Here is a 24390-nt window from a genome sequence, read left to right as displayed (position 1 = left end):
TCAAATCCTCCCACAGCTTGCTGGGGGAGGGGGACCGCCCGCGAAGCGGGTGGTGGAGGGGCAGCGGGATGTTGCCGCGATGGACCATTGTGCCATCCCGCTACCCCTCCACCACTGACCTGCGGTCAGCGGTCCCCCTCCCCGAGACGAGCTCGGGCAGGATTTTGGATGGGCTCACCGCCTGCCCAGCGGATCAAGCGCGCTGCCCCGGCGGGGGGGAGGCGGGGCGCTGCCCTGTTCGCGCGCGATCGCCTCCAGCGCGGCGATGCGGTCGCCGGTATCGGGATGCGTCGAGAACAGCGCGCGCACCCCCGAGGGCACGATGTACAATTGCGCCGCCGCCGGGTTGCGCTCGACCACCGGGTTGGGAATTCGCTGCGCCTGGTTCGAAATCTGCGCCAGCGCCGAGGCGAGCGCAAGCGGCTTGCCACTGATCTCCGCACCGCCGCGATCCGCGCCGAATTCGCGCGTCCGGCTGATCGCCATCTGCACGATCATCGCGGCAAAGGGCGCGACGAAGACCGCCAGCATCGCCGCCCAGGGGTTGCGATTGTCGTCGCGGAAGAACAGCCCGAAATTGGCGAGCATCGACACCGCGCCGGCGATCGTCGCGACCATGGTCATGATCAGCGTGTCGCGGTTCTTCACATGCGCCAGTTCGTGCGCCATCACGCCTTCCACCTCGTCGCGGCTCAGCATCTGCAGCAGGCCCGTGGTCGCAGCCACAGCGGCGTTTTCAGGATTCCGCCCCGTGGCGAAGGCGTTGGGCGCAGCCTGATCGATGATATAGACGCGCGGCATCGGCAGTCCGCCGCGCTCGGCCAGACGGGCGACCAGATTGTAGAAATCCGGGTGGCTCTCAGCGCTCACCTCGACGGCATTGTGCATTTTCAGCACGATCTTGTCGGCATTCCAGAAGGTGAACAGGTTCATGCCCGCCGCGACCAGCAGCGCGATCACCGCGCCAACCGATCCACCCAGCGTATAGCCCAAGGCCATGAACAGCGCGGTCAGCGCTGCCAGCAGCATGGTGGTCTTAAGTCCGTTCATCTCGGTTCAAAATCCTTGTCTGACATTGCATGCCCGGTGCTTCACATCGCGCCCGGCACGCCCCATATGCCCGCAAGAAATGTAGGAATGCCGCGCCGGTTTTCAATCGATCGGGCGGCCCAGCCCAAGGGACGCAGCATGCCAGATACCCCCCGCGCGACGCGCCGCCCCGATCATGTCAAGCCGCCCGCGCATTGGGGCAAATCGCCGCCCGTGCCCGTGCCCCAGCCGATCGCCGAGGGCGATGCCGAGGAGGCCGCCAAGGGGCCGACCCGTTTCGGCGACTGGGAGCACAAGGGTATCGCGATCGACTTCTGATGATGTGTCACCGGCGATGACACGACTTTTCAACCTTTGCGCCGCATGCTATTGACACGATTGTCAGTGAGAGGGCGAGAAAGGTTGACCATGTCCGAGCCGATATTCCGTCATCCCGAGCGGCCCGTGCCGAAGTTCCGCCCGTTCCGGGCCATGCACCATTTTCGCAAGCTGATTGCGGACAAGGAAGATACCGAGCAGGTCTTCCACATCTTCCAGTGCCTGCCGCGGTTGAAGCTGGTCGATGAGATCCGGGCCTTCGTGTACAGCGATTTCGGGCGGCAGCTGCGGATCAGCGAGCCTTATCTTCCCGACATTCTCGACGATCATGCTCGGCTGCGCGCCATGCCCAAGGGCAGCGTCGCGCATGCCTATGTCGATTTCATGGAGCGCGAGGGGCTGTCGGCTGCCGGGCTGGTCGCTGAATATGACCGGTTCCAGGGCAATCGCCGTTATGGCGACATGGTCGAATGGTATGTCAACCGGCTGCGCGACACGCATGACCTGCTGCATGTGCTGACCGGCTATGGCCGCGACGCGCTGGGCGAAGCGTCGGTGCTGGCCTTCACCTATGGCCAGAACCCGTCGCCCGGCAATATCTTCATCGCCTATATGGCCGCGCTCAATATCCGGCGCACGATCGGCAGCGATGCCCCGGTGCTGAAGGCGGTCGGCGAAGCCAAAAGGCTGGGCAGGGCCTGCCCGCGCATTGCCGAACAGCCGATGCTGTCGCTGCTCGCCGAGCCGCTGGCCGCGGCGCGCAAGCGGCTGAACATCGATGAACCGCGATATTACGCCCTGGCGCACGAGCGGCTGCGCGCGCGCGGCATCGATCCGTATAATCTGCTCGGCAATCCTCAGCCCGCCTGACGGTCAGCCCGGCAGCGAACGCATGGCCGCGAGGACGCGCTCGGCCCATTCCGGCCGACAGACCAGCAGGTCGGGCATGTAAGTGTCCGCCTGGTTGTAGACCAACGGCGCGCCATCGGCGCGGCTGACGTGCAAACCGTGCGCGGCAGCGACAGCGACAGGGGCGCAGCTGTCCCATTCATATTGCCCGCCGGTGTGGAGATAGATTTCCGCCTCGCCGCGCACCACGGCCATCGCCTTGGCGCCGGCGCTGCCCATCGGCACGAGTTCCGCGCCCAGGATTTCCGCCACCGCCAATGCTTCCCTGGCCGGGCGGCTGCGGCTGACCAACATGCGCGGGATCGGCGCGCCGGGGGGCAGGGGCTGCGGCTGGTCGGATCGCAGGACCAGATCGAGCCCCGGCAGGGCCACCGCGCCGATCGTCGCCACGCCATCGACTGCGAGCGCGACATGCACCGCCCAGTCGGCGCGCGCCTCGCCATATTCGCGGGTGCCGTCGACCGGATCGACGATCCACACGCGGCTCTTGTCCAACCGCGCGGGATTGTCCTTCTCCTCCTCGCTCAACAGCCCGTCATCGGGGCGTTCACGTCGCAGCGCCTCGCACAGAAAGGCATTGGCGGCAGCATCACCCGCCTTGCCGAGCGACTGGCCTTCCAGCCCGCTCGACATGCGTACCGCCAGCAGCGTCTGCCCCGCAGCATGCGCCAGATGCGCGGCAAGTTCGGCGTCGGTCATGCTCATTTGAGCGGCATCAGCTGGCGGACGATATGTTCGGCGGCTTCCTCCGGCGTCATCTCGACCGTGTTGACGCGGATGTCCGGATCCTCGGGCGGCTCGTACGGGCTGTCGATGCCGGTGAAATTCTTGAGCGTGCCCGAACGGGCCTTCTTGTACAGCCCCTTCACATCGCGCGCCTCGGCGACCTCCAATGGCGTATCGACGAAAATCTCGACGAATTCGCCCTCGGGCAGCATCTTGCGCACCATCTCGCGCTCGGCGCGGAACGGGCTGATGAAGGCAGTCAGCACGATCAGCCCGGCATCGGCCATCAGCTTGGCAACCTCGCCGACGCGGCGGATATTCTCGATCCGGTCGGCCTCGGTAAAGCCGAGATCGCGGTTCAGGCCGTGGCGGACATTGTCGCCATCGAGCAGGAAGGTGTGGCGGTTCATAAGGTTGAGCCGCTTTTCCACCTCGTTGGCGATGGTCGACTTGCCCGAACCCGACAGCCCGGTGAACCACAGCACCTTGGGCTTCTGGTTCTTCAACGACGCATGCACCTCGCGGGTGATGTCGGTCGCCTGCCAGTGCACGTTCTGCGCGCGGCGCAGCGCAAAGTGCAGCATCCCTGCGCCGACGGTCCGGTTGGTCAGCTTGTCGATCAGGATGAAGCCGCCCAGCGTCCGGCTTTCGGCATAGGGTTCGAACACCAAGGGCTTGTCGGTCGCGATCTCGGCGACACCGATCGCGTTGAGCTCCAGCGTTTTGCACGCCAGATGCTCCAACGTGTTGACGTTCACGGTATATTTGGGCTGCTGCACCGTCACCGACACGGTCTGCGTGCCGAGCTTGAGCCAATAGGACCGCCCGACGAGCATGGCGTCGTCATCCATCCACACGATGGTCGCCTCGAACTGGTCGGCGGCCTGAGGCGGCTGGTCGGCGGTCGCAATCACATCGCCGCGCGAACAGTCGATCTCGTCGGCGAGGCAGATCGTCACCGACTGGCCTGCGACGGCACCGTCGAGATCGCCATCAAGCGTGACTATGCGGCTGACCGTGCTGGTCTTGCCCGAGGGCAAAACCCGCACCGCATCGCCTGGCTTCACCGTGCCGCCCGCGATCAGGCCGGAAAAGCCCCGGAAATCGAGGTTCGGACGGTTGACCCATTGCACCGGCATGCGGAAAGGCTTTGCCTGATCGGTGGCGCTGTCGACCTCGACCGTTTCCAGATGCTCGACCAGGCTGGGCCCTGAATACCAGGGCGTGTTGGGCGAGGGCGCGGTGATATTGTCGCCCTTGAAGCCGCTGATCGGCATCGCCACGAAATCGCCGATGCCGATGGATGCTGCAAACTCGCGATATTCTGCGACGATCTCGTCGAACCGCGCCTGGCTGTAGCCGATCAGGTCCATCTTGTTCACGGCCAGCACGATGTGGCGGATGCCGATCAGGTGCGCGAGATAGCTGTGCCGCCGCGTCTGCGTCAGCACCCCCTTGCGCGCGTCGATCAGGATGACGGCAAGGTCTGCCGTCGAGGCGCCGGTGACCATGTTGCGCGTATACTGTTCGTGCCCCGGCGTGTCGGCGACGATGAACTTGCGCTTTTCGGTCGAGAAGAAGCGATAGGCGACATCGATGGTGATGCCCTGTTCGCGCTCTGCAGCAAGGCCGTCGACGAGCAGCGCGAAATCGATCTCCTGCCCTTGCGTGCCGACGCGCTTGCTGTCGGCTTCCAGCGCGGCCAGCTGATCCTCGAAGATCATCTTGCTGTCATAGAGCAGCCGCCCGATCAGCGTCGACTTGCCGTCGTCCACCGACCCGCAGGTGATGAAGCGGAGCATCGTCTTGTGCTGGTGCTTGTCGAGATAGGCGAGGATGTCCTCGGCGATCAGGGCGTCTGTCTGGTAGACGGGGGTCTGGTCGGCGGTTTCCATCAGAAATAGCCCTCCTGCTTCTTCTTCTCCATCCCCGCACCGCCCGCGTCCTTGTCGATCACGCGGCCCTGGCGTTCGGACGTGGTGGTGAGCAAGGTTTCCTGGATCACCTCGGGCAGGGTGCTGGCCGTGCTTTCGACAGCGCCGGTCAGCGGGAAGCAGCCCAGGGTACGGAAGCGGATCGAGCGGTTGGTGATCTCGGGCGTGTAGCCCAGCACCTTTTCCAATCGAGGGATGTCATCGGCCATGAACAACTGGCCCTCCCATTCGAAGGTCGGGCGGATCGCCGCGAAATACAGAGGCACGATCGGCACGTCGTTCAGCTGAATGTACTGCCAGATATCGAGCTCGGTCCAGTTGCTGATCGGGAAGACGCGGATGCTCTCGCCCTTGTTCTTGCGGGCGTTATACAGGTTCCAGAGCTCCGGGCGCTGGTTCTTGGGGTCCCAGCCATGGCTGGCGGTGCGGAACGAGAAGATGCGCTCCTTGGCGCGGCTCTTCTCCTCGTCGCGCCGCGCGCCGCCGAACGCCGCATCGAAGCCGTGCAGGTCGAGCGCCTGTTTCAGCCCCTCGGTCTTCCACATGTCGGTGTGCAGCGGGCCATGGTCAAAGGGGTTGATCCCGCGCTCGGCGGCTTCGGGGTTCTGATAGACCAGCAGTTCCATGCCACTCTCGCGCGCCATGGTGTCGCGCAGCTTGTACATATCCTGGAACTTCCAGGTGGTGTCGACATGCAGCAGCGGGAAGGGCGGGGGCGAGGGGAAGAAGGCCTTGCGCGCCAGATGCAGCATCACCGCGCTGTCCTTGCCCACCGAATAGAGCATCACCGGCTTTTCCGCCTGCGCCACCACCTCGCGCATGATGTGGATCGCTTCCGCCTCGAGGCGCTCGATATGGGTGAGGGTGCGGGTCATCGGCAGAGCTCCGTGCTGGGATGCCGCGCAGATGGCACGCCAACATCTGTCTTGAACCTCCCATTTGGGAGGGTATAGAAAATTCATGCGTTTCGATCCCGGTCTGCTCGAATCTCTCCATGAGGGCATGTTCCAGGCACCGCTCTGGGACGGATTTCTGCACCGTCTTCGCGCCAGCACGGGGGCTGCCTTGACGCTGCTGGCGATCCGTCCGACGGGGCAGAGCGATGTTGCAGAGCTCGTGGCGGGCGAGGGACCAGCGGGCGCGCTACGACGCCTGCTGGTGAGCGCCGCGATGCGGGAGGGCCGAAGTTATGCGCTGGAAGAGTTGATCGATCTGGCCCGTGCCACCGATCGCGAGGCACTGGCAGCCGCGCGGATCAAGGCGCTGCGCGCTGTGCGGGTGACCGAACCGAGCGGCGTCGACGGCTGGCTCGCCTGTGCTGGGGAGAGAGATCTGGGCTCGGCTGCGGGCGCGCTGGTGCTGGCGCTGGCGCCCCACCTGAAGATCGCGCTACGGAGCTTCGCAGCACTCGAGCGCGAGCGCTTCCGCTCGGCGGTGACCGGTGAGGCGTTCAATCGGCTGAACATCGGCTGGCTGACGCTCGATGCCCAGGGGCGGATCGTCGAGGCGAGCGAGAATGCCGGACAGATGTTCCAATGGGGCAGCCTGATCCGGCGTGGGCGCTATGACCGGCTGGTGCCCGCCGACCCGGCTGTGGACCGGCAGCTCACCGGCTATCTGAAGCAAGTTGCCGCCGGGAAGACGGTGCGCCCGCTGGCGATCAATCTCAGCCGTGATCCCTGGCTCGACATGCTGGTCGCGCCGCTCCAGGGCGAGACGATATCGGGCCATCGTTCGGCGAGCGTCATCGTCTATGTCAGCGGCGACCGGCGCAGTCAGGCGGATCGCTGCGAGCAACTGGTCGACATGTTCGGCCTGTTGCCCAGCGAGGCGCGGCTGGCCTGGCTGCTCGCTCAGGCGACCAGCATCAGGGACGCCGCCGCGGCGCTCGGGCTGAGCGAGGAAACCGCGCGCAATTATTCGAAGAAAATTTACGCCAAGACCGGCGCGAGCGGCCATGCCGAACTGGTCCGTGTGGTGATGACCAGCGTGCTGGCGCTGAGCTGAGCGCGCAAGGCAGATAAGGCGCTGCAATTTATCGCAAATCGGCAATGGGGGGCATTGACCGGCATGCGATAGTATCACATGCAAGCACCCTGATCATTTCAGGGGCAACAATGCCCCGAAAAAGGGGGTCGCCTTGCGTCGTTTTTCCGGACTTTCCGCTTCGCTGTTCGCGCTCGCCATTGGGGCCGTCGCCACGCCGGCATTCGCCAGCCCGGTCGAACAGACCAAGAGCGGCTATCAGGACAAGTTCCGCCAGCTCGAGGGCGAGGAATGGCCGACCCCGACCGATTATCGCAATGCCTCTGGCGCGCCGGGCTATCGCTACTGGCAGCAGAAGGTCGACTACGACGTCAAGGCGCGGCTCGACGAGGCCAGGCGCACGGTCAGCGGCAGCCAGACGGTGCGCTATGTCAACAATTCGCCCGATGCGCTGCCCTATCTGTGGCTGCTGCTCGACCAGAACCAGTACAAGCGCGATTCGATCGAGGCGATGACCGAGACTGTCTCGGGTGACAAGATCAGCCTCGCCGAAGTGCGCCGGCTCAAGCGCCTCAAGGAATGGGAGGGCGGCTTCACCATCGCTGCGGTGCGCGATGCCAACGGCAAGGCGCTGCCCTTCACCGTGGTCGACAGCCTGCTGCGTATCGATCTGTCCCAGGCGGTCGCTCCCAATGGCGGCGAGACGAGCTTGTCGATCGAATGGTCGTTCCCGATGGCCGAGAACAAGGTGGTTGGCGGGCGTTCGGGCTACGAATGCTTCACCCAGCCCGGCGAGGACGGCAATTGCATCTTCGAAGGCGCGCAATGGTTCCCGCGGCTTGCGGTCTATTCGGACTATGAAGGCTGGCACAACAAGGCATTCCTGGGGTCGGGCGAATTCACGTTGGAGTTCGGCGACTATCGCGTCGCGCTGACCGTGCCCGCTGACCATGTCGTCGCGGCGACCGGCGTGCTGCAGAACCCCGACCAGGCGCTGACCGCAGCGCAGCGCCAGCGGCTGGAACAGGCCAAGAGCGCCACCAGCCCTGTCTATGTGGTCACTCCGCAAGAGGCGGAGGCGGCAGAACGCGGCAAGGCCTCGGGCGAGAAGACCTGGATATTCTCCGCCACCAATGTCCGCGATTTCGGCTGGGCAAGTTCGCGCAAGTTCGCCTGGGACGCGATGGGCGTAAAACAGGATTATGCCGATCAGCCGCTGGTCATGGCGATGAGCTTCTTCCCCAAGGAAGCACGGCCGCTATGGGATGCCTATTCGACCAAGGCGATCGCACACACCATCGACGTCTATGGCAAGTTTGCCTTTCCCTATCCCTATCCCGTGGCGCAGTCGGTCAACGGGCCGGTGGGCGGGATGGAATATCCGATGATCACCTTCAACGGCCCGCGCCCGGTGAAGGACAAGAAGACAGGCAACCTCACTTATACCGAGCGCGCCAAATACGGGCTGATCGGCGTGGTGATCCACGAGATCGGCCACAACTGGTTCCCGATGATCGTCAATTCGGACGAGCGGCAATGGACCTGGATGGACGAGGGGCTGAACACCTTCCTGCAGTTCCAGGCCGAACGGCTGTGGGACAAGGATTATCCGGCGCGGCGCGGCGAGCCCAAGGACATTGCCGAATACATGCTGTCCACCAACCAGATGCCGCTGATGACGCAATCGGATTCGGTGCTGCAATTCGGCGCCAACGGCTATGGCAAGCCCGCCACCGCGCTGACGATCCTGCGCGAGACGGTGCTGGGCCGCGAGCTGTTCGACCGCGCCTTTCGCGAATATGCCGAGCGCTGGCGGTTCAAGCATCCCACGCCGTACGACTTCTTCCGCACGATGGAGGAAAGCTCGGGCGTCGATCTCGACTGGTTCTGGCGCGGTTGGTTCTATTCGACCGACCATGTCGATATCGCGCTCGACAAGGTGGTGCGCGCCACGCTCGAACCCGCCGATGCCACCGCTGCTGCCGCCGAGCGCAAGAAGCGCCGCGATGCCGAGCCCGGATCGCTCACCGCCGCACGCAATGCCGGGCAGCAGACCGTGGTCGAGCGCGATCCTGCGACGCGCGATTTCTATGACAGCATCGACCCGCTCGACGCCACCGCCGCCGACAAGCGCAAGGCGGCGGAAGCCTTTGCCGATCTGACGGCGGAGGAAAAGGTGGCGCGCCAGGTGACCGACAATTTCTATCGCTTCAGCTTTTCCAATCGCGGTGGGTTGGTGATGCCGGTGATCCTGAAGATGGATTTCTCCGACGGGTCGAGCGAGACCGCGCGCATACCGGCAGAGGTCTGGCGCTACAACCAGAAGGCGGTGACCTGGCAGTTCGTGACCCCCAAGACGCTCACGCGTGCCGAGGTCGATCCGCTCTGGGAGACCGCCGATGCCGACCGGTCGAACAACGTCTATACCGGCCAGATCGACCCCAAGACGCTGGGTATCGACACGCCGGAGGAGGGCAAGAACCGGATGAAGGATTCGGACATGAAGGTGCTGCCCGATTCGCTGCGCACCTATGATGCGCCGAAATGACGCGTCTTGTTCTGACCCTGGCGTGTGCGGTGGCTGGCCTGGCTCTGGCACCGCAGGCTGCCGCGCATCGCGGGCATGATGCAATGAGCGTCGTGACGCTCGATCCTGATGGCAAGGTAACCGTGTCGCACCGGTTCGAGGCGCATGATCTGGAACCCGCGCTCGCCGAGATTGCCCCGAACGCGCAGACCAGCCTCGACGATCCCGACGCGATTGCCGAACTCAAGACCTATCTGCTCGCGCATTTCCATCTGCGCGCCGATGGACAGGAGGTGCCGCTTTCGGTCGCCTCGGTCGATATCGGCGTGCGCGAGGTGCGGATGAATTACGCCGGTTCGATAAAGGGCCGTCCCAAGGCGGTCGCGATCCAGACAACCATCTTGCGCGACATCTATCCGCGTCAGGTCAACCAGGTCGAGGTCAAGCGCGGCACGTTCGCGCGGACTCTGCGCTTCGGCGGCGACGAGGTGCAGACGGTCGCGCTTCCCTGACAGGCCAAGCCCCGGTGATCGCAGGACCACCGGGGAGGACATGACCTCTTTGTGCGGACCGGCGGCTCAGCCGCGCCTGGGGGTGCGGCCCTTGGGGTCGTGCCAGCGCAGCGCGGGATCGTTCATGAAATCCTCGAGCGGCGTGTGGGTGAGGTGGTTGGTGTAATTGCTGATCACCTTGGTGGCGATGATCGTCACCACCTCGAGCAGCTGCGCCTTGCTGAACCCGGCGGCGAGAAACGCCTCGACCGCCGCGTCTCCGGCAAAGCCGCGCTGCTCCGCCACCGTCTCGGCAAAGACGCGCAGCGCCTGCAGACGGGGATCGGCAATCGGCTGGAGGGAGCGGATTGCCTGGATCACGTCTTCGGGAACCCCCGCCTTGCGCGACAGGAAGGTGTGGCCCGAGGCGCAATATTCGCAGCCGTGAAAGACGTTGATGGCCTGATAGACGACCTGCTGTTCGGCCGGGCTCAGGCTGGCCTCCGCCGCGATCAGGCCGAACAGATCGTCATAGGCCTTCAACGCCAACGGGCTTTCGGCGAGCGTCGCCTGCAGCTTGGGGATGAAGCCCCAACCTTTCTTGACCGCAGCCAGGCGGTCCTTCGATCCTTCGGGGGCGGTATCGATGCTGTGGATGGTGAAAGCGGTCATGTCCTGTCTCCTTCTGGCCGGGCCGTCGGTGGCTGCGGTCAAGGAGGAATTAGGCCATGCCTGATAATTGCAGTAGATCGGCAGAAGAGCTATCAATCATTCCTGAGAGGAATGAATTATGGATCGGCTTCAGGCAATGCGACATTTCGTGACAGTGGTCGATTGCGGCTCGTTCTCGGCCGCCGCGCGCCAGCTGCGCATCGGCCAGCCCGCATTGTCCAAGTCGGTCGCCCAGCTGGAAGAGCGGCTGGGCGTAAGGCTCATCGTCCGCAACACCCGAAGCCACAGCCTCACCGAAGCGGGCCAGCGTTTCTATGACGGCGCTTGTCTGGCGCTGGACGAGGCCGATGCCGCCGAGGCCGCCGCGCGCGACGAGGCCGGTTCGCTGAGCGGCAGCCTGCGCATCGCCGCGCCGCCGGTCTATGCCAGCCAGGTCGTGATACCGCTGCTGCCCGATTTTCAGGCGCTGCATCCCGATATCCGCATCGAACTGGTCCTTGATGACCGGCGGATCGATCTGGTCGAGGAGGGGGTGGATCTGGGGCTGCGCACGGGCGCGCTGGGCGACAGCAGCCTGCTTGCGCGGCGGATCGACAGGGCGAGCCGGATGCTGGTGGCAACGCCGGACTATCTGTCCGACATGGGCGCGCCCGTCCAGCCTGACGATCTGCGCCGCCACCGCATCGTCAGTTTCACGAGCTTCGAGAATCGCGAGGCCTGGACGTTCGAGCAGGGTGGTGCGCGCCAGACGGTGGTCCCCGGCGATCCCGTGCTGCGCGTCAACGCGGCCGAAGGGCTGCGGGCTGCGGTTCTGGCGGGGATGGGTATCGCGATGGTCACCGATCGCATGGTGGGGGCCCATCTGGCGCGCGGTGAACTGGTCCCGCTGCTGGCCGACTGGACTTTGGGGACAAACGATATCTGGGTGATCTTTCCCGAAGGCCGGCGCGTCCGCCCGCGCGCGCGGCTGTTCGCCGACTGGCTGGCGGATGCGGTTGCCGAGATTGGTTAATCCGCCAGTGCGGTGAAGCGGAAGTCGCGGAATTTCGCTTCACCCGGGCCGGCGGCATAGAGCCCCGGTCGCAGCATCAGGAACCCGCCGCGGACATTGTGGTGATAGCCCGAGACTTCCATGCCGCGATCGAATTTCAGCCAGGTCTTCCCGCCATCCCCCGATGTGTGGAAGCTGACGATATGCTTCCGGTTAATCACGCGGATGCGCATGCGGCTGCCGTGCGGGTTGGCAGGGCGGCCGCGCTCGATGCCGTACTGGTGCGTAACGAAACGCTCGGCATCGAAGCCCAGGCCCGCATAGAGCTTGTCGTCATAGAACAGCACCAGGCCTGCCGTACCGCCGGGAGCGAGTTCGATATCGCATTCGAAACGGTAGGATGTGTCGCCCGCCGTGACCAGCAGCGGCGATCCGGTCGAGGGGGCGAGGCCCTTGCCCTTGAGGAACAGCGTGTTGTCCTTGACGCGCACCCGCGTCGCCTCATCGGAATCGGGGCGGAAGAATGACCATTTGGTGCCGAGTGCGAGCGTAGCGAAATTGTCGGACAGCGCCATGCCGTGCGGCAGCGCCTCGCCGCCCTTCGACTTTGGCAAGGGGCTGGAAAGGTCGCCGCCGGTCATGCGGAACCAGCCATCGGGCGTGAACTCCACCGGATCGAGCAGGCATTGCCTGCCCAGCGTCCAGTAACCGTTCTCGAACCCGTGATAGAGGCTCCACCAGCTGCCGTCGGGCGCTTCGACCAGGCTGGCATGGCCGCGCGACCACCAGGCTTCGCGCGCGCTTTGAGTCCGCACCAGCGGGTTGCCGGGATGCTGCTCCCACGGACCATGGATCGATCGCGAACGGGCTGCGATGACCATATGGCCCGTGGGAGGCCCCGCCGTGCCCCCCACGGCGGTAAGCATGTAGAACCATTTGCCGATGCGATGGATCTTGGGGCCTTCGGGCGCAAAGCCCTCGACATCCCATTCGTCCGGGTATCGCCAGGGGTCGTAGACATGCTCGACCTCGCCGGTCACCCGCATGCCGTCATCGGACAACCGCACCCGGTCTCCGCCCGACAGGAACAGCCAGCGCGATCCATCCTCACCCACGGCATGGCAGGGGTCGATATGCTTGTGGAGGCCGAGCGGCACAGGGTCGGACCAGGGCCCGTCGATATGGTCGGCCCAGATCACATAGATGTCGTTCTGCGGGCTCGCCTTGACGGGAATGTAGAGGAAATAGCGGCTCTTGTGCTTTTCCAGGCTCACCGCCCAGACCGAACCGATATTGCGCGTGAGCGCGGCCTTGCGCGGTTGCCAGTTCACCAGATCGCGCGAATGCCAGATGAGCAGGCCGGGATAGGATTCGAAGCTCGAAAAGGTGAGATAGTAGTCCTTGCCATCCTTGAGGATTGCCGGATCGGGCCGGTCGCCCGAGAGCACGGGGTTGAGGAAGCGGCCATCGCCGAGATCGGCGATCCGCTGATTGTCCAGGCCCCGGCGCCAGCCTGGGGAGGGTATCGGCGCCGGGGAGGGGCTTGCGGGCAGAGATGTTGCAAGCCCCAAGGTGGTCAGCCCAGCCGAGGCGATCGCACCTCGGCGGGTGAAGAGCGGCGAGCGGCGCGTCACAGGGCTAGCCCCGTGGTCCGCGCCCAGGCGCGCCACAGTTCGGGCCAGACCTCGACCGGCTTGCCGATCGCCTTGCGCAGCCCAAAGCCATGGCCGCCATGTTCGAACAGATGTGTCTCGACCCGCACGCCCTTGTCCTTGAGCGCGGCGCGCAGCAGCAATGCGTTGTTGACGGGTACCACCTCGTCATCCTCGGCATGCAGCAGAAAGAAGGGCGGCGCGTCGGCGGGAACGTTGCGATGCGGCGCATGGGCGGCCTCGAGCGCGGGCGTCGGCGCCTTGCCGAGCAGCAGGTCGCGCGAACCGGGATGGGCATCGGGCGCGGTCATCGAGACCACCGGATAGATCGGCGCGGCGCTATGCGGCCTGGCAGAAAGACGGTCGGCGGCATCGCCCGGATCATAGACTTTCGCGTCGAAGCGCGTGGAAAGGTCCGCGCACAGATGCCCACCCGCAGAAAAACCCATAGCCGAAACGCGCTCCGGGTCGATCGCAAAATCGCGAGCGCGCGCGCGTATCAGCCGCATCGCGCGCTGCGCATCGGCTAGCGCGACATCGGGGCCCGCCGCCCAGCCTTCACCCGGCAGGCGATAGAACAGCACGAAGGCGGTGAAGCCGCGCGCCGCCAGCCAGCGGCCCATCTCATAGCCTTCCTTGTCGACCACCACCCAGCGATAGCCGCCGCCCGGCGTGATCAGCACCGCTGCGCCATTGGGCCGGTCGGGCTGGAACACCGCCATGCGGGGTCTGGAAATGCCGAACACCGCGCGGTCGGTGACCAGCCGGTCGGTCGAGCGCTCCTGCACGGTTTCGACGAGCGGCTTGGCGGGAGCACCCGGTGCGCCACTTGGCCACAGGTCGATCGTCTCATTGGGCTGGGGCAGGCCAGGGGGCAATGCGCCACCTGGCACCTGCGGCACTGGCGTCTGCGCCTTTGCCAGGCCGGCAAGGCCCAGAACGAGCGGAGCCGCCATGAGGGATCGGCGATCGATCGGCATGGCGGCTCCTCTTGCGTTCGGTCGGGCAGCGGCGAACCGCCGCCCCGGTTGTGATCAGTATTTGAAGCGCGCACCCAGGAAGAAGGTGCGGCCGAAATGGTTGTTCTCGTAGTTCCGGTCCGCATCGAAATCGGTGAAGCGATAGCGATAGGTGTCGGTCAGGTTGTTGCCTTCCAGCGAGACTTCGAGCCACTCGGTGAACTTGTAGCGGATCGAGGCGTCGAGGTTGAACTGGCTGCCAAAGCCTTCGAGAATGTTGCCGGTGCCGCTCGCGCCTTCGTGCCAGCGGCTGCGATAGGTGCCCATGATACGGGCCGAAAACTTGCCGTCGTCATAATAGAAGGTGCCGTTGTACGACCGCTTCGACACGTTGGCGAGAGCCGCGCGGCGGGTAACGGGCTGCAGCGCGCCTCCCGGTGCAACTGCAGGGCCCTGCAGTGTAAAGTTAGCACTGCTGTCAATGAACGTCGCGTTGGCTAGAATACCGAAGTTGCCGAAGAATCCATCCGTGAAAGCGCTGAACGGGATTTGGGCAGCAATTTCGACACCCTTCAGCTTTGCACCCTGACCGTTGACCGTGGTGGTCAACGTCCAGATCGGCTGGCTGAGCAGCGCCGGGTTCAGCGCAGCTGGCGAAGATGGGTTGAGCACGGAGACTGGTAGCCCGGTTTGAGCAAAGGTTGCCTCAGTAATCGCTGCCGACTGGGTGAAGCTGCCGACATTTTTGATGAAGCCGGCGACCGACAGTAGGGCCTGCGGTGCGAAATACCATTCGATCGCAAGATCATAGTTCGTCGCGCGGAACGGCTCGAGGAACGGGTTGCCGCTGTTGACGCGGAAGTTGAAGCCGTCCGCCGAACCGCCGGGGGTCAGCGAGCCGAGCGTCGGGCGTGTGATCACCTCGGCCGCTGCCGCGCGGATGATCAGTTTCTGCGTCGGGAAGAAGGCGATATTGGCCGAGGGCAGCCAGTCGTCATAGCTGCGCTCGATCGTCGCTTCGACCGCGCCGACCAGGCCGTAGGACGACTGCTCCGTCTTCACATAGCGGATGCCGCCGTTGAACGCATATTCCAGGCCGAAAATGTCGCCCTTGGCGTCGAACTGCAGATAGCCGCCCTTGGTGGTTTCCTGCACGCCGCGATTGTTGCCTGCGTCCAGCGCCAGCGGGCGGCTGTACAGCTTGGTGAATTCGGTCGTGGCGTCGAGATTGGGGACCAGCCAGCTGTTCGTATTGCCCGCCGGTTGACCGGCATTGCCCAGCTGGAACAGCTCGGCAAGCTGCGCCGTTACCGGGAAGCCATAGACAGCGGTCGGGCCGAACAGGCTGGTGGGCGAGCAGGTGATGGTGCCCAGCACCCGGTCCAGACCGCCATTGCCGCAGACCGCGGTATCACGGGTGAACGCCACGGTATCGAACTCGAACCGGCGCCACATCACGCCCGCCTTGATCGTGAAGTCCTCGGTGACGTCCCATTCGGTGCGCAGCTGCGCGGTCTTGAACTGGTTGACGATCTCGGAGGGACGGTCGCGGATTTCGGCGAGCTGGAACACGGCCGGATCGGTAACGCTGGTGCCGAAGGTCAGCTTCGGACGCTTCATGTCGGTATAGTCGTAGCTATAGCCCTGCGCGTCGCGGTCATCGAACACGACCGTCGTTTCCACCGGAATGTCGGCCGTCGACTTTGAAATCCCGCCGAGCAGGGTGAAGCGGAAGCTGTCCGACAGGTCCTGATCCCAGGTGCCGCCGACCTGATAGAATTCGGTCGTGCTTTCGCGCAGATAATGCTCGGTGCGGACCCAGGCATCGTTGAACGTGCCGCTGATCATGTTGTTATTGGCGTCGTAAACCGGGTTTATGACGTCGATCGAGCGCTCGTTCGAGCGGAACAGCACCTCGCCCCAGCGCTCGCGCCGGTCGCTGTTGAAGCGCGAATACAGACCGTCGATCGAGAACTTGGTCATGTCGGTCGGCGCGAACTGGATCGATCCGGTAATGCCCAGACGCTCGCGATCGTGCTTGACCTCGCCATAGCGCGGGATGCGCGGGTGGAAGGACAGCGCCGCCTGATCGCAAGCCGCGTTGCGGCCATTCACATAGACGCCTCCGGCGTTCCGGACCGGGGTCGTGTTCGTCGCACTCTGCTGGAAGCAGGGGGTGCCGTTGACCGAGTCGAAGCGCGCTTGCGCCCAGCGTACGGTGTTGTTGCCGAGCTCGAGCACCTGGGTCTTCTGATAGGCCGCCGAAAGCGACACGCCGAAGGTGCCGGCATCATTGCGCCAGCTCAGCAGGCCTGCGAGGCGCGGGCCGGCATATTCGGACAGGTCGTTATAGCTGACCACGGCCGAGCCGACGGCGGTAAAGCCCGCCTTGGCTGCGAGCGGGTTGCCGGTGTTGAGATCGACCACCGCACCCAGCGAACCTTCGTCGAGACTGGCTTCGGCGGTCTTGTGCACGACGATCGAGCTGAACAGTTCGGAGGCGAACACGTTGAAGTCGAACGCTCGGTCGCGGTTGGCGGAGGCGCCATCGGTCGAGGTCGCGACGGTTTCGAGACCGTTGACGCGGACGCGGGTGAACTGGCTCGACAGACCGCGCACGGTGATCGCGCGGCCTTCGCCGGCGTCACGGGTGATCGAGATGCCGGGGATGCGCTGCAGCGATTCCGCGAGGTTCTGGTCGGGGAACTTGGCGATGTCCTCGGCGACGATCGCGTCGATCGCACCGACCGAGGTGCGCTTCAGGTTGATCGCGGCTTCGAGCGACTGGCGAAAGCCGGTGACGACGATCTCGTCCGCAGCCGGCGCTTCGTCCTCGACCGTGGTCGGTTGCTCGCCCTCGGCGACCTGCGCCTGCGCGGTGCCGGTCGCGGCCAGCGCGCACCCTGCGAGCAGTGCCGCCTTGAAAATGGAATGGCCGGTTGCCCGGTGCGTGTTCTGACGGCGCATGTCTGTCCCCTCCTGATCGCCTTATTTCAGGCAATTGCTACCGGTGTCAAAGGAGAAGATGCAGTATGCATCCGATACGCCCTGACACCCTGACTCCCGACTTCCGAGGCCTCGCCGGAGCGGGCATCGCTGTTCTTCCCGATGATCCATGGAGCGTGTCAGTGAGGCTGACCGTCCAAGGTAACCGGTGTCATTATGTATTGCCCTCTCGCTGCGGCTCTGTCAATAACCATGGCAACGGGAGAGACATCATGCGCAAGACCTTGCAGAAAGCCGCGATAATCGGGGCTTTCGCCCTGGCCAGCCTGACCCATGCCGCCGCCGAGCCGCATCCGGGCGATCCCACGAGAGGCGGCGCAGGGGGGCGAATCATTCGCGTCACCACGCTCGCCAAATCGGGTCCGGGATCGCTGGCCGAGGCGCTGGCTGCAAAGGGGCCTCGCACGGTGGTGTTCGAAGTCGGCGGCGTGATCGATCTGGGGCGCAGCACGCTGGAAATCACCGAGCCCTATCTTACCATCGCGGGTCAGACCGCGCCATCGCCCGGTATCACGATCGTCAAGGGCGGCATCGATCTGCGCACGCACGATGTCGTCGTATCGCACATCCGGGTGATGACCGGCGCGGACGGCCAGGCGCGCATGTCGGGTTGGGAGGCGGATTCGTTTTCCACCGTCGCCGCGCACAATGTCGTGGTCGAGCATTGCAGCTTCCTCTGGGGCGTGGACGAGAACATGTCCGCTTCCGGCCCGCGTTTCACCGGCAACACGGTCGACCAATGGCGCGCGGGCACCAGCCACCATATCGTGTTCCGCGACAATCTGGCGGCAGAGGGGCTGGCCAATTCAAGCCACCCCAAGGGCGAGCATAGCAAAGGCTCGCTCATCCACGATAATGCAACGAATATAATGTTTTACCGCAATGTCTGGGCGCATAATGTCGAGCGGTCGCCGCTGGTCAAGGGCGGGGCGCAGGTGGCGATGGTCAACAACCTGATCTACAATCCGGGCCACCGCGCGGTGCACTACAACCTCATGAATCTCGAATGGCAGGGCCATGAATATGTCACCGGCGAGATCACCGCGATCGGCAATGTCATGCGCGGCGGCAACGATACCAACGAGGGGTTGCCTTTCCTGATGCTGGGCGGCGATGGCGATCTGGCCTATTTCGGCAAGGACAATCGGGCGGTCGACCGGCATGGCAATCCGTTGCCCCAGTTCGGCCGCTATGGCGAGACGCGCGCGAAGCTCATCACCGCCAAGGCACCCCTGGCGCGCATCGACGCCTATGCCGTGCTGCCTTCGGGCGAGGTCGAGACCTCGCTGCTGCAGACCGCCGGTTCCCGCCCCTGGGACCGGGCGCCCGATGACATTCGCGTGCTGTTCTTCGTCGCCGAGGGACGCGGCGACATTATCGACGACGAGAGCGAGGTCGGCGGTTACCCCGCGCCGGTAGCGACCTTTGCCCCGTTCAACGAGGCCGACTGGAATCTCGACACCATGACGCCGAAATCGGGCCGCTATCCGGGCCAGAAGGGCGGTGCGCAGGAGCGTCTTTCGACGCGCGATGCGCAGATGCGGGCGACCCAGCCATGAGCGTCCTCGTCGCGCTGCTGCTCACTGCCGCGCCGCCGATGGCGATCGTAGACGAGCTCGATACGGTGAAGCGCGAGCCGCCGCCGCATGGGAATATCGGCATGAGCACCGCGTGGCGGATCAGCGACCATGTGCCGCAGCCGCGCCGCATGGAGTTCCGCCGCCGCACGCTCGATATCGGCGCGGCGATCGGCGAACACCCGATCGCGCATGACGAGGTCTATTATGTGCTCGAGGGCGAAGGCGAGGTCGTCTCCGACGGCCAGCGTGCGACCCTCAGGCCCGGCATGACCGCTTATCTTTACGATGGCGCGGTGGTCGGCATCTGGCAGAAGGGCGACAAGCCGCTTGCGCTGATCATCGCCTATCCGGTCAAGGAACCGGTCAGCTGCCCGGCTGAATGTACGGCCCCGTCGCCCACAGCTCCCGCTCGAACCGGCGCGGATCGTTGACCACCACTGCCGAGCCATCGCCGACCACCAGCGTCGCACGGTCGGGCAGGGTGTAGGGCGACCAGCTAACCAGCCCTGGCTTGCCGGTCTTGGCCAGGCCCGTGAAGGCCTCCATCATCAGATCGCGCGTCGCCTGCGCGCGTTCATCGGTACCGCTATAGCTGCCAGGCGCGTCCAATGTGCCGAAGACATAGGGAATGTCGTCGGTATGCGCGGCGCCGCGCGCAGTATCGATCGGCGAAGGACGATCGAGCTGATAGACCCAGGTCGCTTTCGCGCCTGCCTTGGCACGCTCATCCGCCTCGATCACCTGGCCGGGCCAGGATCGCCCGGCGGTGGTCGCGGCGTAGAACAGCCGCTCGGGGCTCCACTCCGGAAATTGCGCGCGATAGCGGGCGACGACCCATTCGGGGTCGAGATCGATCTTCACCTCGGCGGCGATGCGTGGTGCGATATTGCTCCAGTCGAGCCCCTCGAGCTTCGGCCCCTTTGGATCGATGAACGCGCGCGTTTCCTGAGCGGTGTTGCCGAGGATCATCGGGATGGCGAGCGATTGCGGCGCGGCATCGGGCCAGAACGGGTGGCGCGGCAGGTTGGTCATGTCGAGCACCGGCCCGAAATAGACCGGCCCGCCGATCACCGGATCGGTGGCCACGAGCGCCTCGACAATGGCCCTGGCAGGCGCGTTGCGCAGGCCTTCGACATCGCCGGACGCGAGCTTCATCGCCGCCATCAGCGCCTGGGTGCGCTTCCACGCATTGCCCGGGCCGCTCGCGGTGACCTGCTGCCCGCTCATCGTCGCTGCGCTATGGAACAGGCCGCGCGCCGCCGGCATCGCCATCAATGTCGCGATCTTCGCTCCGCCGCCCGACTGGCCAAACACCATCACCCGGGCCGGATCGCCGCCGAAATCGGCGATATGGTCGCGCACCCAGCGCAGCGCGAGGACAAGGTCGAGCTGGCCGAGATTGCCGCTATCGGCAAAGCGCGGCCCGAAGGGTTTGAGCCAGGCATAGCCGAACGCGTTGAGCCGCTGGTTGACCGTCACCACCACGACATCGCCTTGCGCTGCAAGCCGGTGGCCGTGGGTCAGCGGATCGGTGACGGTTCCGTTGCTGTATGCGCCGCCATGGAAATAGACCATGACAGCACGCTTCGCGTTCGGTTTCGCTTCGGGCGTCCAGACGTTGAGCAACAGGCAGTCTTCGGACTGGGCAAGCTCAGGATTGCCGCGCTGCGGCGCGATCGGCCCGAAGTGCTGCGCGCGAAGGGCGGGGCCGTCCCAGGGCTCGGGCGAGGGCGGCGCAAAGCGTTCGGCGCGGCCATAGCGGATGCCCTTGAACGCGAGCACACCATTCTCGCGCAGGCCAGTATAGCGACCGACGCGCGGGTCGGCTGAGCGGGCGAGGCCAGGGGCCGCGATCAGCGCCGCGCCGCTGCCGATCAGCGCACGGCGGGTAAGTTCAACGCCGGACATCGCCGCCGCTGGCCGAGAAGGCGGCAAGCTCCGCAGGGCCGATCAGGCAGAAATCGCCGGGCAGGCTGTGCTTGAGCGCAGCGAGCGCTAGCCCGCATTCGGCCATGGACTGCGCATCGCCGCCGTGCAGATAGCGATGCAGCACGCCTGCAGCAAAGGCATCGCCCGTACCGATGCGGTCGACGATCCCGGTGACGTCGATCTCGGCGGTCTGGTGCTTGGATGCGCGGGTGTCGACGCGTGCAGCGATGCGGTGATGGTCGCTGCTGACGACATGACGTGCGGTCGAGGCAACCAGCTCGAGATTCGGAAAGGCATCGAAAGCGGCCTCGACTGCCTCGCGGCGTCGTTCGGCGCCATCGCCGGAGAAGGTCTTGCCGAGCAGCAGCGATATGTCGCGATGGTTGCCGATCAGCACCGTCGCGGCGCCCACCAGACGGGTCAGGATCGCGCGCGGATCGCTGTCCCACGCGTCCCAGAGCAGCGCACGGTAATTGCCGTCGAAGCAGATCGGCACGCCTGACTCCTGCGCGGCAGCGATTGCCGCCTCGGCAAGTGCGACGCCGCCCGGGCCGAGCGCAGGCGTGATGCCCGACATATGCAGCAAGGCTGCGCCCTCGAGCGCTCCCTTCAGGTTCAGGGCATCAGGCGAGGCGAGCGCAAAGGCCGATCCTGCCCGGTCATAGGTGATCGACGATGGCCGCAGGCCCGCACCGGGTTCGAGGAAATACAGCCCGATGCGTCCGCCGGCGCGCGCGATGAAGCGCGTATCCACGCCCGCCGCGCCAAGCTCCGCCTTTGCCTTGTCACCCAGCGGCGAGCTGGGCAGCAGCGTCACCATCCGCGCCTCGTGCCCCAGCGACGCGAGCGCGGCGGCGACATTGGCCTCCGCCCCGCCCACGACCATGTCGAGGCTCTGCGCCTGGACCATCATCCGTGCGCCCGTGGGCGCAAGGCGCAGCAGCATCTCGCCGAAGCAGACGACCGGACCCGTCACCGCGCCAGCCATCCGCCATCAACCGCTAGCACATGGCCCTGGACATAATCCGCAGCGCTGCTCGCCAGGAACACCGCCGCACCGCCGATATCCGCAGGATCGCCCCAGCGGCCTTCGGGGATGCGCTCCATGATCTGACGGTTGCGCGTCCCATCGGCCTGCAATGCGGCAGTGTTGTTGGTGGCGATATAGCCTGGTGCGATCGCATTGACGTTCACGCCCTTGGCCGCCCATTCGCACGCGAGCAGCTTGGTAAGGCCCGCAACGCCGCTCTTGCTCGCGGTATAGCTCGGCACGCGAATGCCGCCCTGGAAGCTCAGCATTGAGGCGATGTTGACGATCTTGCCGCGCCGCCCCGTTGCTTCGCGCTGCGCGATCATGTGACGGCCTGCCGCCTGGCTCAGGAAGAAGACCGACTTGAGGTTGGTGTCGACCACCGCGTCCCAATCTTCCTCGGTAAAGTCGACAGCATCGGCGCGGCGGATGATGCCGGCATTGTTGATCAGGATGTCGAGCCCGCCCAGCGCTTCAAGCACCTGGTCGACCACGGCCTGGACCGGAGCGATGGTGCCGAGATCGGCGGCGACGAGTTCGCACCGGCGGCCCAGTGCGCGAACCTTGCTCGCGGTCTCCTCCGCCGGCGTGCGGCCAACCGCTGCGATGTCAGCGCCCGCCTCGGCCAGCGCCAGTGCGATGCCCTGGCCGATGCCGGTGTTGGCGCCAGTCACCACCGCGACGCGGCCCGAAAGGTCGAATAGGCTCATGGTTCCGCTCCCCTGTCGGCCGGGTCGATCAGGCCGAAAGGCCGCGCAGATAGTCGGCGATCGCCTCGTCCTGGCAATTGGCATAGAACAGTTCGGCGAACTTCTCACCAGCGATCGCCGCCTTGAGCAGATCCTGGTCGACCGTCTTCAGCACGGTCAGCATGTCGTGGCAGGTCGCAGCCTTCAGCTCCTTCAGGATGCCGCGGTTCTTGGCCATGATCGCGGCGCGCTCCTTGGGATAGCCCAGGCCCCGCTCGCCGTCGAACAGCTTGGCATAGCAATCGCGCAGGTTGAGCTCGGCCGCCCAGCCAAAGCCCTTGGCATAGGGCATCGAGATCGCGTTGCCGTCGTTGATCTGGCCGAACAGGAACGCATCGGTCGGGTCGATGACAAGCCCGCAGAAAACGCCCGGCATGGCGTTGCACGCGAGCATCGATCCCATGCCGGTGCCGCAACCGGTGACGACGAAATCCGCCGCGCCCGAATTGAGTAGGATGCCCGCGAGCAGCCCGTTCATGACATAGGTCAGCGAAGCCGAATCCTCGGCGGTATACATCCCGTAGTTGAACACCTCATGCCCCAGCGGCACTGCGACATCGGTCAGCGCCTCGTGGATGATGCCGTTCTTGGCGGCCTGGCTGTTCTCGGTGATCAGGGCGATCTTCATCATGTCTCTCCTGTCCGGGCAGCGGTGCTCGGCGAGTCCGGCCCGATTGGGTTCGGGGGAATATTGGCTCGCTTGGTAACCGGTGTCATTGATCGGTGCAAGCTCTATTGCGGGGTGGTAGGATCGGTTCAGACCGGTGCGACGGAGGCGCGCTCGATCAGGTCGGAGAGGAAATGGGATGGCTGATCGCGCGCCTCGACCGGATCGATCAGCTTGATCGCGGCGGCCTTGGCCATCGCCTGGATCGGCCAGCGCACCGTGGTCAGCGGCGGCCAGATGTGCGCGGCGATCGCCGTATCGTCGAAGCCGATGATCGACAGGTCCTCGGGCACCGACATGCCGATGCTGCGCGCGGCGTGCAGCACGCCGGCGGCCATCTCGTCGTTGCTGGCGAAAATCGCGCTGGGGCGAGGCGAGGCGGCGAGCAGTTTCTCTCCCGCGGCGATGCCGGTCTCGAAGGTATAGTTGCCCTCGGCCATGATCGTCTCGTCGATGGCCAAGCCTGCGCTGTCGAGCGCGTCGCGATAGCCCAGCGCGCGTTCCGCAGCGGATCTGAAACCTTCGGGTCCGGCTACAAAGCCGATGCGGCGATGCCCTTGGCCAATCAGATAACCCACGGCCTTGGCGACTGCCTCGCGGTCGTTCGACGCGACCATGTGCACGTCCTCGTCCAGCCGCACCGATCCCATCCGGACATAGGTGACGCCAAGTTCGTCGCACAGTTGGGCGAGCGCATCATTTTCCGAAATCGGCGGCAGCAGCAGCACGCCGAACAGCCGCTGCTGGTCGAGAAACGTGCGCACATCGTCGAGCATGTCGGGCGAACGGCGGTTGACCGGGCGCACGACCAGCGCGAATTCGGTATCGCGGATCGCCGACAATATGCCTTCCTGCACGCCCAGCACCATCTGCGCATTGGGGTTGTCGTGGATCAGCCCGATCAGGAAATTGCGGCGCAGCGCCAGCGCGCGCGCCTGCGGATTGGGCACATAGCCGAGCTCGGCGATCACCGCCTCGACCTTTTCGCGCGTCTGCGCATTCAGGAGCGGCGAGCGGTTGATGACACGGCTCACCGTCTTTTTCGACACCCCGGCGAGGCGGGCCACGTCGTTGATCGTCGGCTTGCCGTCCTTTGCCCTGGCCACGTCCGTCTTGCCCCCATTCGCGATGCTACACCGGTGTCAGTGCATGGGACTTCCTAGCCACATGTTTGCGCCAAACGCAATCCCGGCGGGATTGACACCGGTTACCAT

At 65.1% G+C, this 24390-nt stretch carries 21 protein-coding genes and 2 pseudogenes; 9 read left to right on the top strand and 14 right to left on the bottom strand.

Annotation, left to right across the window (positions count from 1 at the left end):
- Positions 1–174 precede the first annotated feature (174 nt).
- Positions 175–1050: a M48 family metalloprotease gene (locus AX725_RS12820; protein ID WP_060978660.1), complete on the bottom strand. Its 876-nt coding sequence runs from the start codon at positions 1048–1050 to the stop codon at positions 175–177.
- Between the two features lie 138 nt (positions 1051–1188).
- Here AX725_RS12820 and AX725_RS12815 point away from each other — a divergent pair, with 138 nt between their 5' ends.
- Entirely contained in the window at positions 1189–1368 is a 180-nt protein-coding gene (locus AX725_RS12815; RefSeq protein WP_060978702.1) for a DUF1674 domain-containing protein, read from the top strand.
- A gap of 90 nt (positions 1369–1458) precedes the next feature.
- Positions 1459–2238 (top strand): Coq4 family protein, encoded by a 780-nt coding sequence (locus tag AX725_RS12810; protein ID WP_060978661.1) that lies wholly within the window; start codon positions 1459–1461, stop codon positions 2236–2238.
- Positions 2239–2241: 3 nt separating this feature from the next.
- On the opposite strand, the gene AX725_RS12805 is transcribed toward AX725_RS12810, so the two are convergent.
- From AX725_RS12805 to cysD, 3 genes are read right to left on the bottom strand one after another with little or no spacing between them, the layout of a single operon-like run.
- A complete protein-coding gene (locus AX725_RS12805) occupies positions 2242–2982 on the bottom strand; it encodes a 3'(2'),5'-bisphosphate nucleotidase CysQ (protein WP_060978662.1) in 741 nt (246 codons plus the stop codon).
- Positions 2979–4898: a sulfate adenylyltransferase subunit CysN gene (cysN, locus tag AX725_RS12800; protein ID WP_060978663.1), complete on the bottom strand. Its 1920-nt coding sequence runs from the start codon at positions 4896–4898 to the stop codon at positions 2979–2981. The genes AX725_RS12805 and cysN overlap by 4 nt, the downstream gene beginning before the upstream one ends.
- Entirely contained in the window at positions 4898–5899 is a 1002-nt protein-coding gene (gene cysD, locus AX725_RS12795; RefSeq protein WP_208597953.1) for a sulfate adenylyltransferase subunit CysD, read from the bottom strand. Before cysD ends, cysN begins: the two co-directional genes overlap by 1 nt.
- Between cysD and AX725_RS12790 the strand changes: the two genes are divergently transcribed.
- The 3 genes from AX725_RS12790 to AX725_RS12780 all read left to right on the top strand — a co-directional run bounded on the left by AX725_RS12790 (position 5898) and on the right by AX725_RS12780 (position 9962).
- Positions 5898–6944: a helix-turn-helix transcriptional regulator gene (locus AX725_RS12790; RefSeq protein ID WP_060978665.1), complete on the top strand. Its 1047-nt coding sequence runs from the start codon at positions 5898–5900 to the stop codon at positions 6942–6944. The genes cysD and AX725_RS12790 overlap by 2 nt on opposite strands.
- A 133-nt stretch (positions 6945–7077) precedes the next feature.
- Positions 7078–9471, top strand: a complete 2394-nt coding sequence (locus AX725_RS12785) for a M1 family metallopeptidase (protein ID WP_060978666.1) — start codon at positions 7078–7080, stop codon at positions 9469–9471.
- Positions 9468–9962, top strand: a complete 495-nt coding sequence (locus tag AX725_RS12780) for a DUF6702 family protein (protein WP_060978667.1) — start codon at positions 9468–9470, stop codon at positions 9960–9962. Before AX725_RS12785 ends, AX725_RS12780 begins: the two co-directional genes overlap by 4 nt.
- Before the next feature lie 66 nt (positions 9963–10028).
- On the opposite strand, the gene AX725_RS12775 is transcribed toward AX725_RS12780, so the two are convergent.
- Positions 10029–10613, bottom strand: coding sequence for a carboxymuconolactone decarboxylase family protein (locus AX725_RS12775; RefSeq protein WP_060978668.1), 585 nt, complete (start codon positions 10611–10613; stop codon positions 10029–10031).
- A 118-nt stretch (positions 10614–10731) separates the two neighbouring features.
- Between AX725_RS12775 and AX725_RS12770 the strand changes: the two genes are divergently transcribed.
- On the top strand, positions 10732–11625 hold the full coding sequence (locus AX725_RS12770) for a LysR family transcriptional regulator (RefSeq protein ID WP_060978669.1): 894 nt from the start codon (positions 10732–10734) through the stop codon (positions 11623–11625).
- Here AX725_RS12770 and AX725_RS12765 read toward each other — a convergent pair.
- The 3 genes from AX725_RS12765 to AX725_RS12755 are packed head-to-tail and all read right to left on the bottom strand — an operon-like array spanning position 11622 to position 17182.
- Entirely contained in the window at positions 11622–13238 is a 1617-nt protein-coding gene (locus AX725_RS12765) for a family 43 glycosylhydrolase (protein ID WP_060978703.1), read from the bottom strand. The two genes, AX725_RS12770 and AX725_RS12765, sit on opposite strands and share 4 nt — an antisense overlap.
- Entirely contained in the window at positions 13235–14236 is a 1002-nt protein-coding gene (locus AX725_RS12760) for an alpha/beta hydrolase (protein WP_060978670.1), read from the bottom strand. Before AX725_RS12760 ends, AX725_RS12765 begins: the two co-directional genes overlap by 4 nt.
- A gap of 54 nt (positions 14237–14290) precedes the next feature.
- The gene (locus AX725_RS12755; protein WP_081096870.1) at positions 14291–17182 is read right to left on the bottom strand and encodes a TonB-dependent receptor; all 2892 of its coding nucleotides are present in this window, start codon (positions 17180–17182) and stop codon (positions 14291–14293) included.
- A gap of 251 nt (positions 17183–17433) precedes the next feature.
- On the opposite strand from AX725_RS12755, the gene AX725_RS12750 reads away from it, so the two are divergent.
- Positions 17434–18780 (top strand): pectate lyase family protein, encoded by a 1347-nt coding sequence (locus AX725_RS12750; RefSeq protein ID WP_060978671.1) that lies wholly within the window; start codon positions 17434–17436, stop codon positions 18778–18780.
- Entirely contained in the window at positions 18777–19232 is a 456-nt protein-coding gene (locus AX725_RS12745) for a cupin domain-containing protein (RefSeq protein WP_060978672.1), read from the top strand. Before AX725_RS12750 ends, AX725_RS12745 begins: the two co-directional genes overlap by 4 nt.
- Here the strand turns inward: AX725_RS12745 and AX725_RS12740 are convergent.
- From AX725_RS12740 to AX725_RS12720, 5 genes are all read right to left on the bottom strand, one after another.
- A complete protein-coding gene (locus AX725_RS12740) occupies positions 19165–20709 on the bottom strand; it encodes a carboxylesterase/lipase family protein (protein WP_060978673.1) in 1545 nt (514 codons plus the stop codon). The genes AX725_RS12745 and AX725_RS12740 overlap by 68 nt on opposite strands.
- Positions 20696–21718 carry a sugar kinase gene (locus tag AX725_RS12735; protein ID WP_060978674.1) on the bottom strand — a complete coding sequence of 341 codons (1023 nt, stop codon included), beginning with the start codon at positions 21716–21718 and terminating at the stop codon, positions 20696–20698. The genes AX725_RS12740 and AX725_RS12735 overlap by 14 nt, the downstream gene beginning before the upstream one ends.
- The gene (kduD, locus tag AX725_RS12730) at positions 21703–22470 is read right to left on the bottom strand and encodes a 2-dehydro-3-deoxy-D-gluconate 5-dehydrogenase KduD (RefSeq protein WP_060978675.1); all 768 of its coding nucleotides are present in this window, start codon (positions 22468–22470) and stop codon (positions 21703–21705) included. The genes AX725_RS12735 and kduD overlap by 16 nt, the downstream gene beginning before the upstream one ends.
- A gap of 28 nt (positions 22471–22498) precedes the next feature.
- The gene (locus AX725_RS12725) at positions 22499–23137 is read right to left on the bottom strand and encodes an RpiB/LacA/LacB family sugar-phosphate isomerase (RefSeq protein ID WP_060978705.1); all 639 of its coding nucleotides are present in this window, start codon (positions 23135–23137) and stop codon (positions 22499–22501) included.
- Positions 23138–23265: 128 nt separating this feature from the next.
- Positions 23266–24021, bottom strand: a complete 756-nt coding sequence (locus AX725_RS12720) for a substrate-binding domain-containing protein (protein ID WP_353611426.1) — start codon at positions 24019–24021, stop codon at positions 23266–23268.
- Here AX725_RS12720 and AX725_RS21720 point away from each other — a divergent pair.
- Positions 24001–24051 (top strand): annotated as a pseudogene (locus AX725_RS21720) (hypothetical protein); the annotation flags it as partial. The gene AX725_RS12720 and the pseudogene AX725_RS21720 sit on opposite strands and share 21 nt — an antisense overlap.
- Positions 24052–24129: 78 nt before the next feature.
- On the opposite strand, the pseudogene AX725_RS21715 reads toward AX725_RS21720, so the two are convergent.
- Positions 24130–24243 (bottom strand): annotated as a pseudogene (locus tag AX725_RS21715) (LacI family DNA-binding transcriptional regulator); the annotation flags it as partial.
- Positions 24244–24390 lie beyond the last annotated feature (147 nt).

The organism is Blastomonas sp. CCH9-A1 (assembly GCF_001557175.1).
Classification (GTDB): domain Bacteria; phylum Pseudomonadota; class Alphaproteobacteria; order Sphingomonadales; family Sphingomonadaceae; genus Blastomonas; species Blastomonas delafieldii_A.
This window is presented reverse-complemented; position numbering and strand designations above follow the sequence as displayed.

Coding starts and splice junctions, on each gene's coding strand:
- AX725_RS12805 (WP_060978662.1), bottom strand. CDS start 2,982: ATGAGCATGACCGACGCCGAACTTGCCGCGCATCTGGCGCATGCTGCG.
- AX725_RS12755 (WP_081096870.1), bottom strand. CDS start 17,182: ATGCGCCGTCAGAACACGCACCGGGCAACCGGCCATTCCATTTTCAAG.
- AX725_RS12745 (WP_060978672.1), top strand. CDS start 18,777: ATGAGCGTCCTCGTCGCGCTGCTGCTCACTGCCGCGCCGCCGATGGCG.
- AX725_RS12750 (WP_060978671.1), top strand. CDS start 17,434: ATGCGCAAGACCTTGCAGAAAGCCGCGATAATCGGGGCTTTCGCCCTG.
- AX725_RS12775 (WP_060978668.1), bottom strand. CDS start 10,613: ATGACCGCTTTCACCATCCACAGCATCGATACCGCCCCCGAAGGATCG.
- AX725_RS12815 (WP_060978702.1), top strand. CDS start 1,189: ATGCCAGATACCCCCCGCGCGACGCGCCGCCCCGATCATGTCAAGCCG.
- AX725_RS12820 (WP_060978660.1), bottom strand. CDS start 1,050: ATGAACGGACTTAAGACCACCATGCTGCTGGCAGCGCTGACCGCGCTG.
- AX725_RS12810 (WP_060978661.1), top strand. CDS start 1,459: ATGTCCGAGCCGATATTCCGTCATCCCGAGCGGCCCGTGCCGAAGTTC.
- cysN (WP_060978663.1), bottom strand. CDS start 4,898: ATGGAAACCGCCGACCAGACCCCCGTCTACCAGACAGACGCCCTGATC.
- AX725_RS12735 (WP_060978674.1), bottom strand. CDS start 21,718: ATGGCTGGCGCGGTGACGGGTCCGGTCGTCTGCTTCGGCGAGATGCTG.
- kduD (WP_060978675.1), bottom strand. CDS start 22,470: ATGAGCCTATTCGACCTTTCGGGCCGCGTCGCGGTGGTGACTGGCGCC.
- AX725_RS12760 (WP_060978670.1), bottom strand. CDS start 14,236: ATGCCGATCGATCGCCGATCCCTCATGGCGGCTCCGCTCGTTCTGGGC.
- AX725_RS12790 (WP_060978665.1), top strand. CDS start 5,898: ATGCGTTTCGATCCCGGTCTGCTCGAATCTCTCCATGAGGGCATGTTC.
- AX725_RS12780 (WP_060978667.1), top strand. CDS start 9,468: ATGACGCGTCTTGTTCTGACCCTGGCGTGTGCGGTGGCTGGCCTGGCT.
- AX725_RS12725 (WP_060978705.1), bottom strand. CDS start 23,137: ATGAAGATCGCCCTGATCACCGAGAACAGCCAGGCCGCCAAGAACGGC.
- AX725_RS12740 (WP_060978673.1), bottom strand. CDS start 20,709: ATGTCCGGCGTTGAACTTACCCGCCGTGCGCTGATCGGCAGCGGCGCG.
- cysD (WP_208597953.1), bottom strand. CDS start 5,899: ATGAATTTTCTATACCCTCCCAAATGGGAGGTTCAAGACAGATGTTGG.
- AX725_RS12770 (WP_060978669.1), top strand. CDS start 10,732: ATGGATCGGCTTCAGGCAATGCGACATTTCGTGACAGTGGTCGATTGC.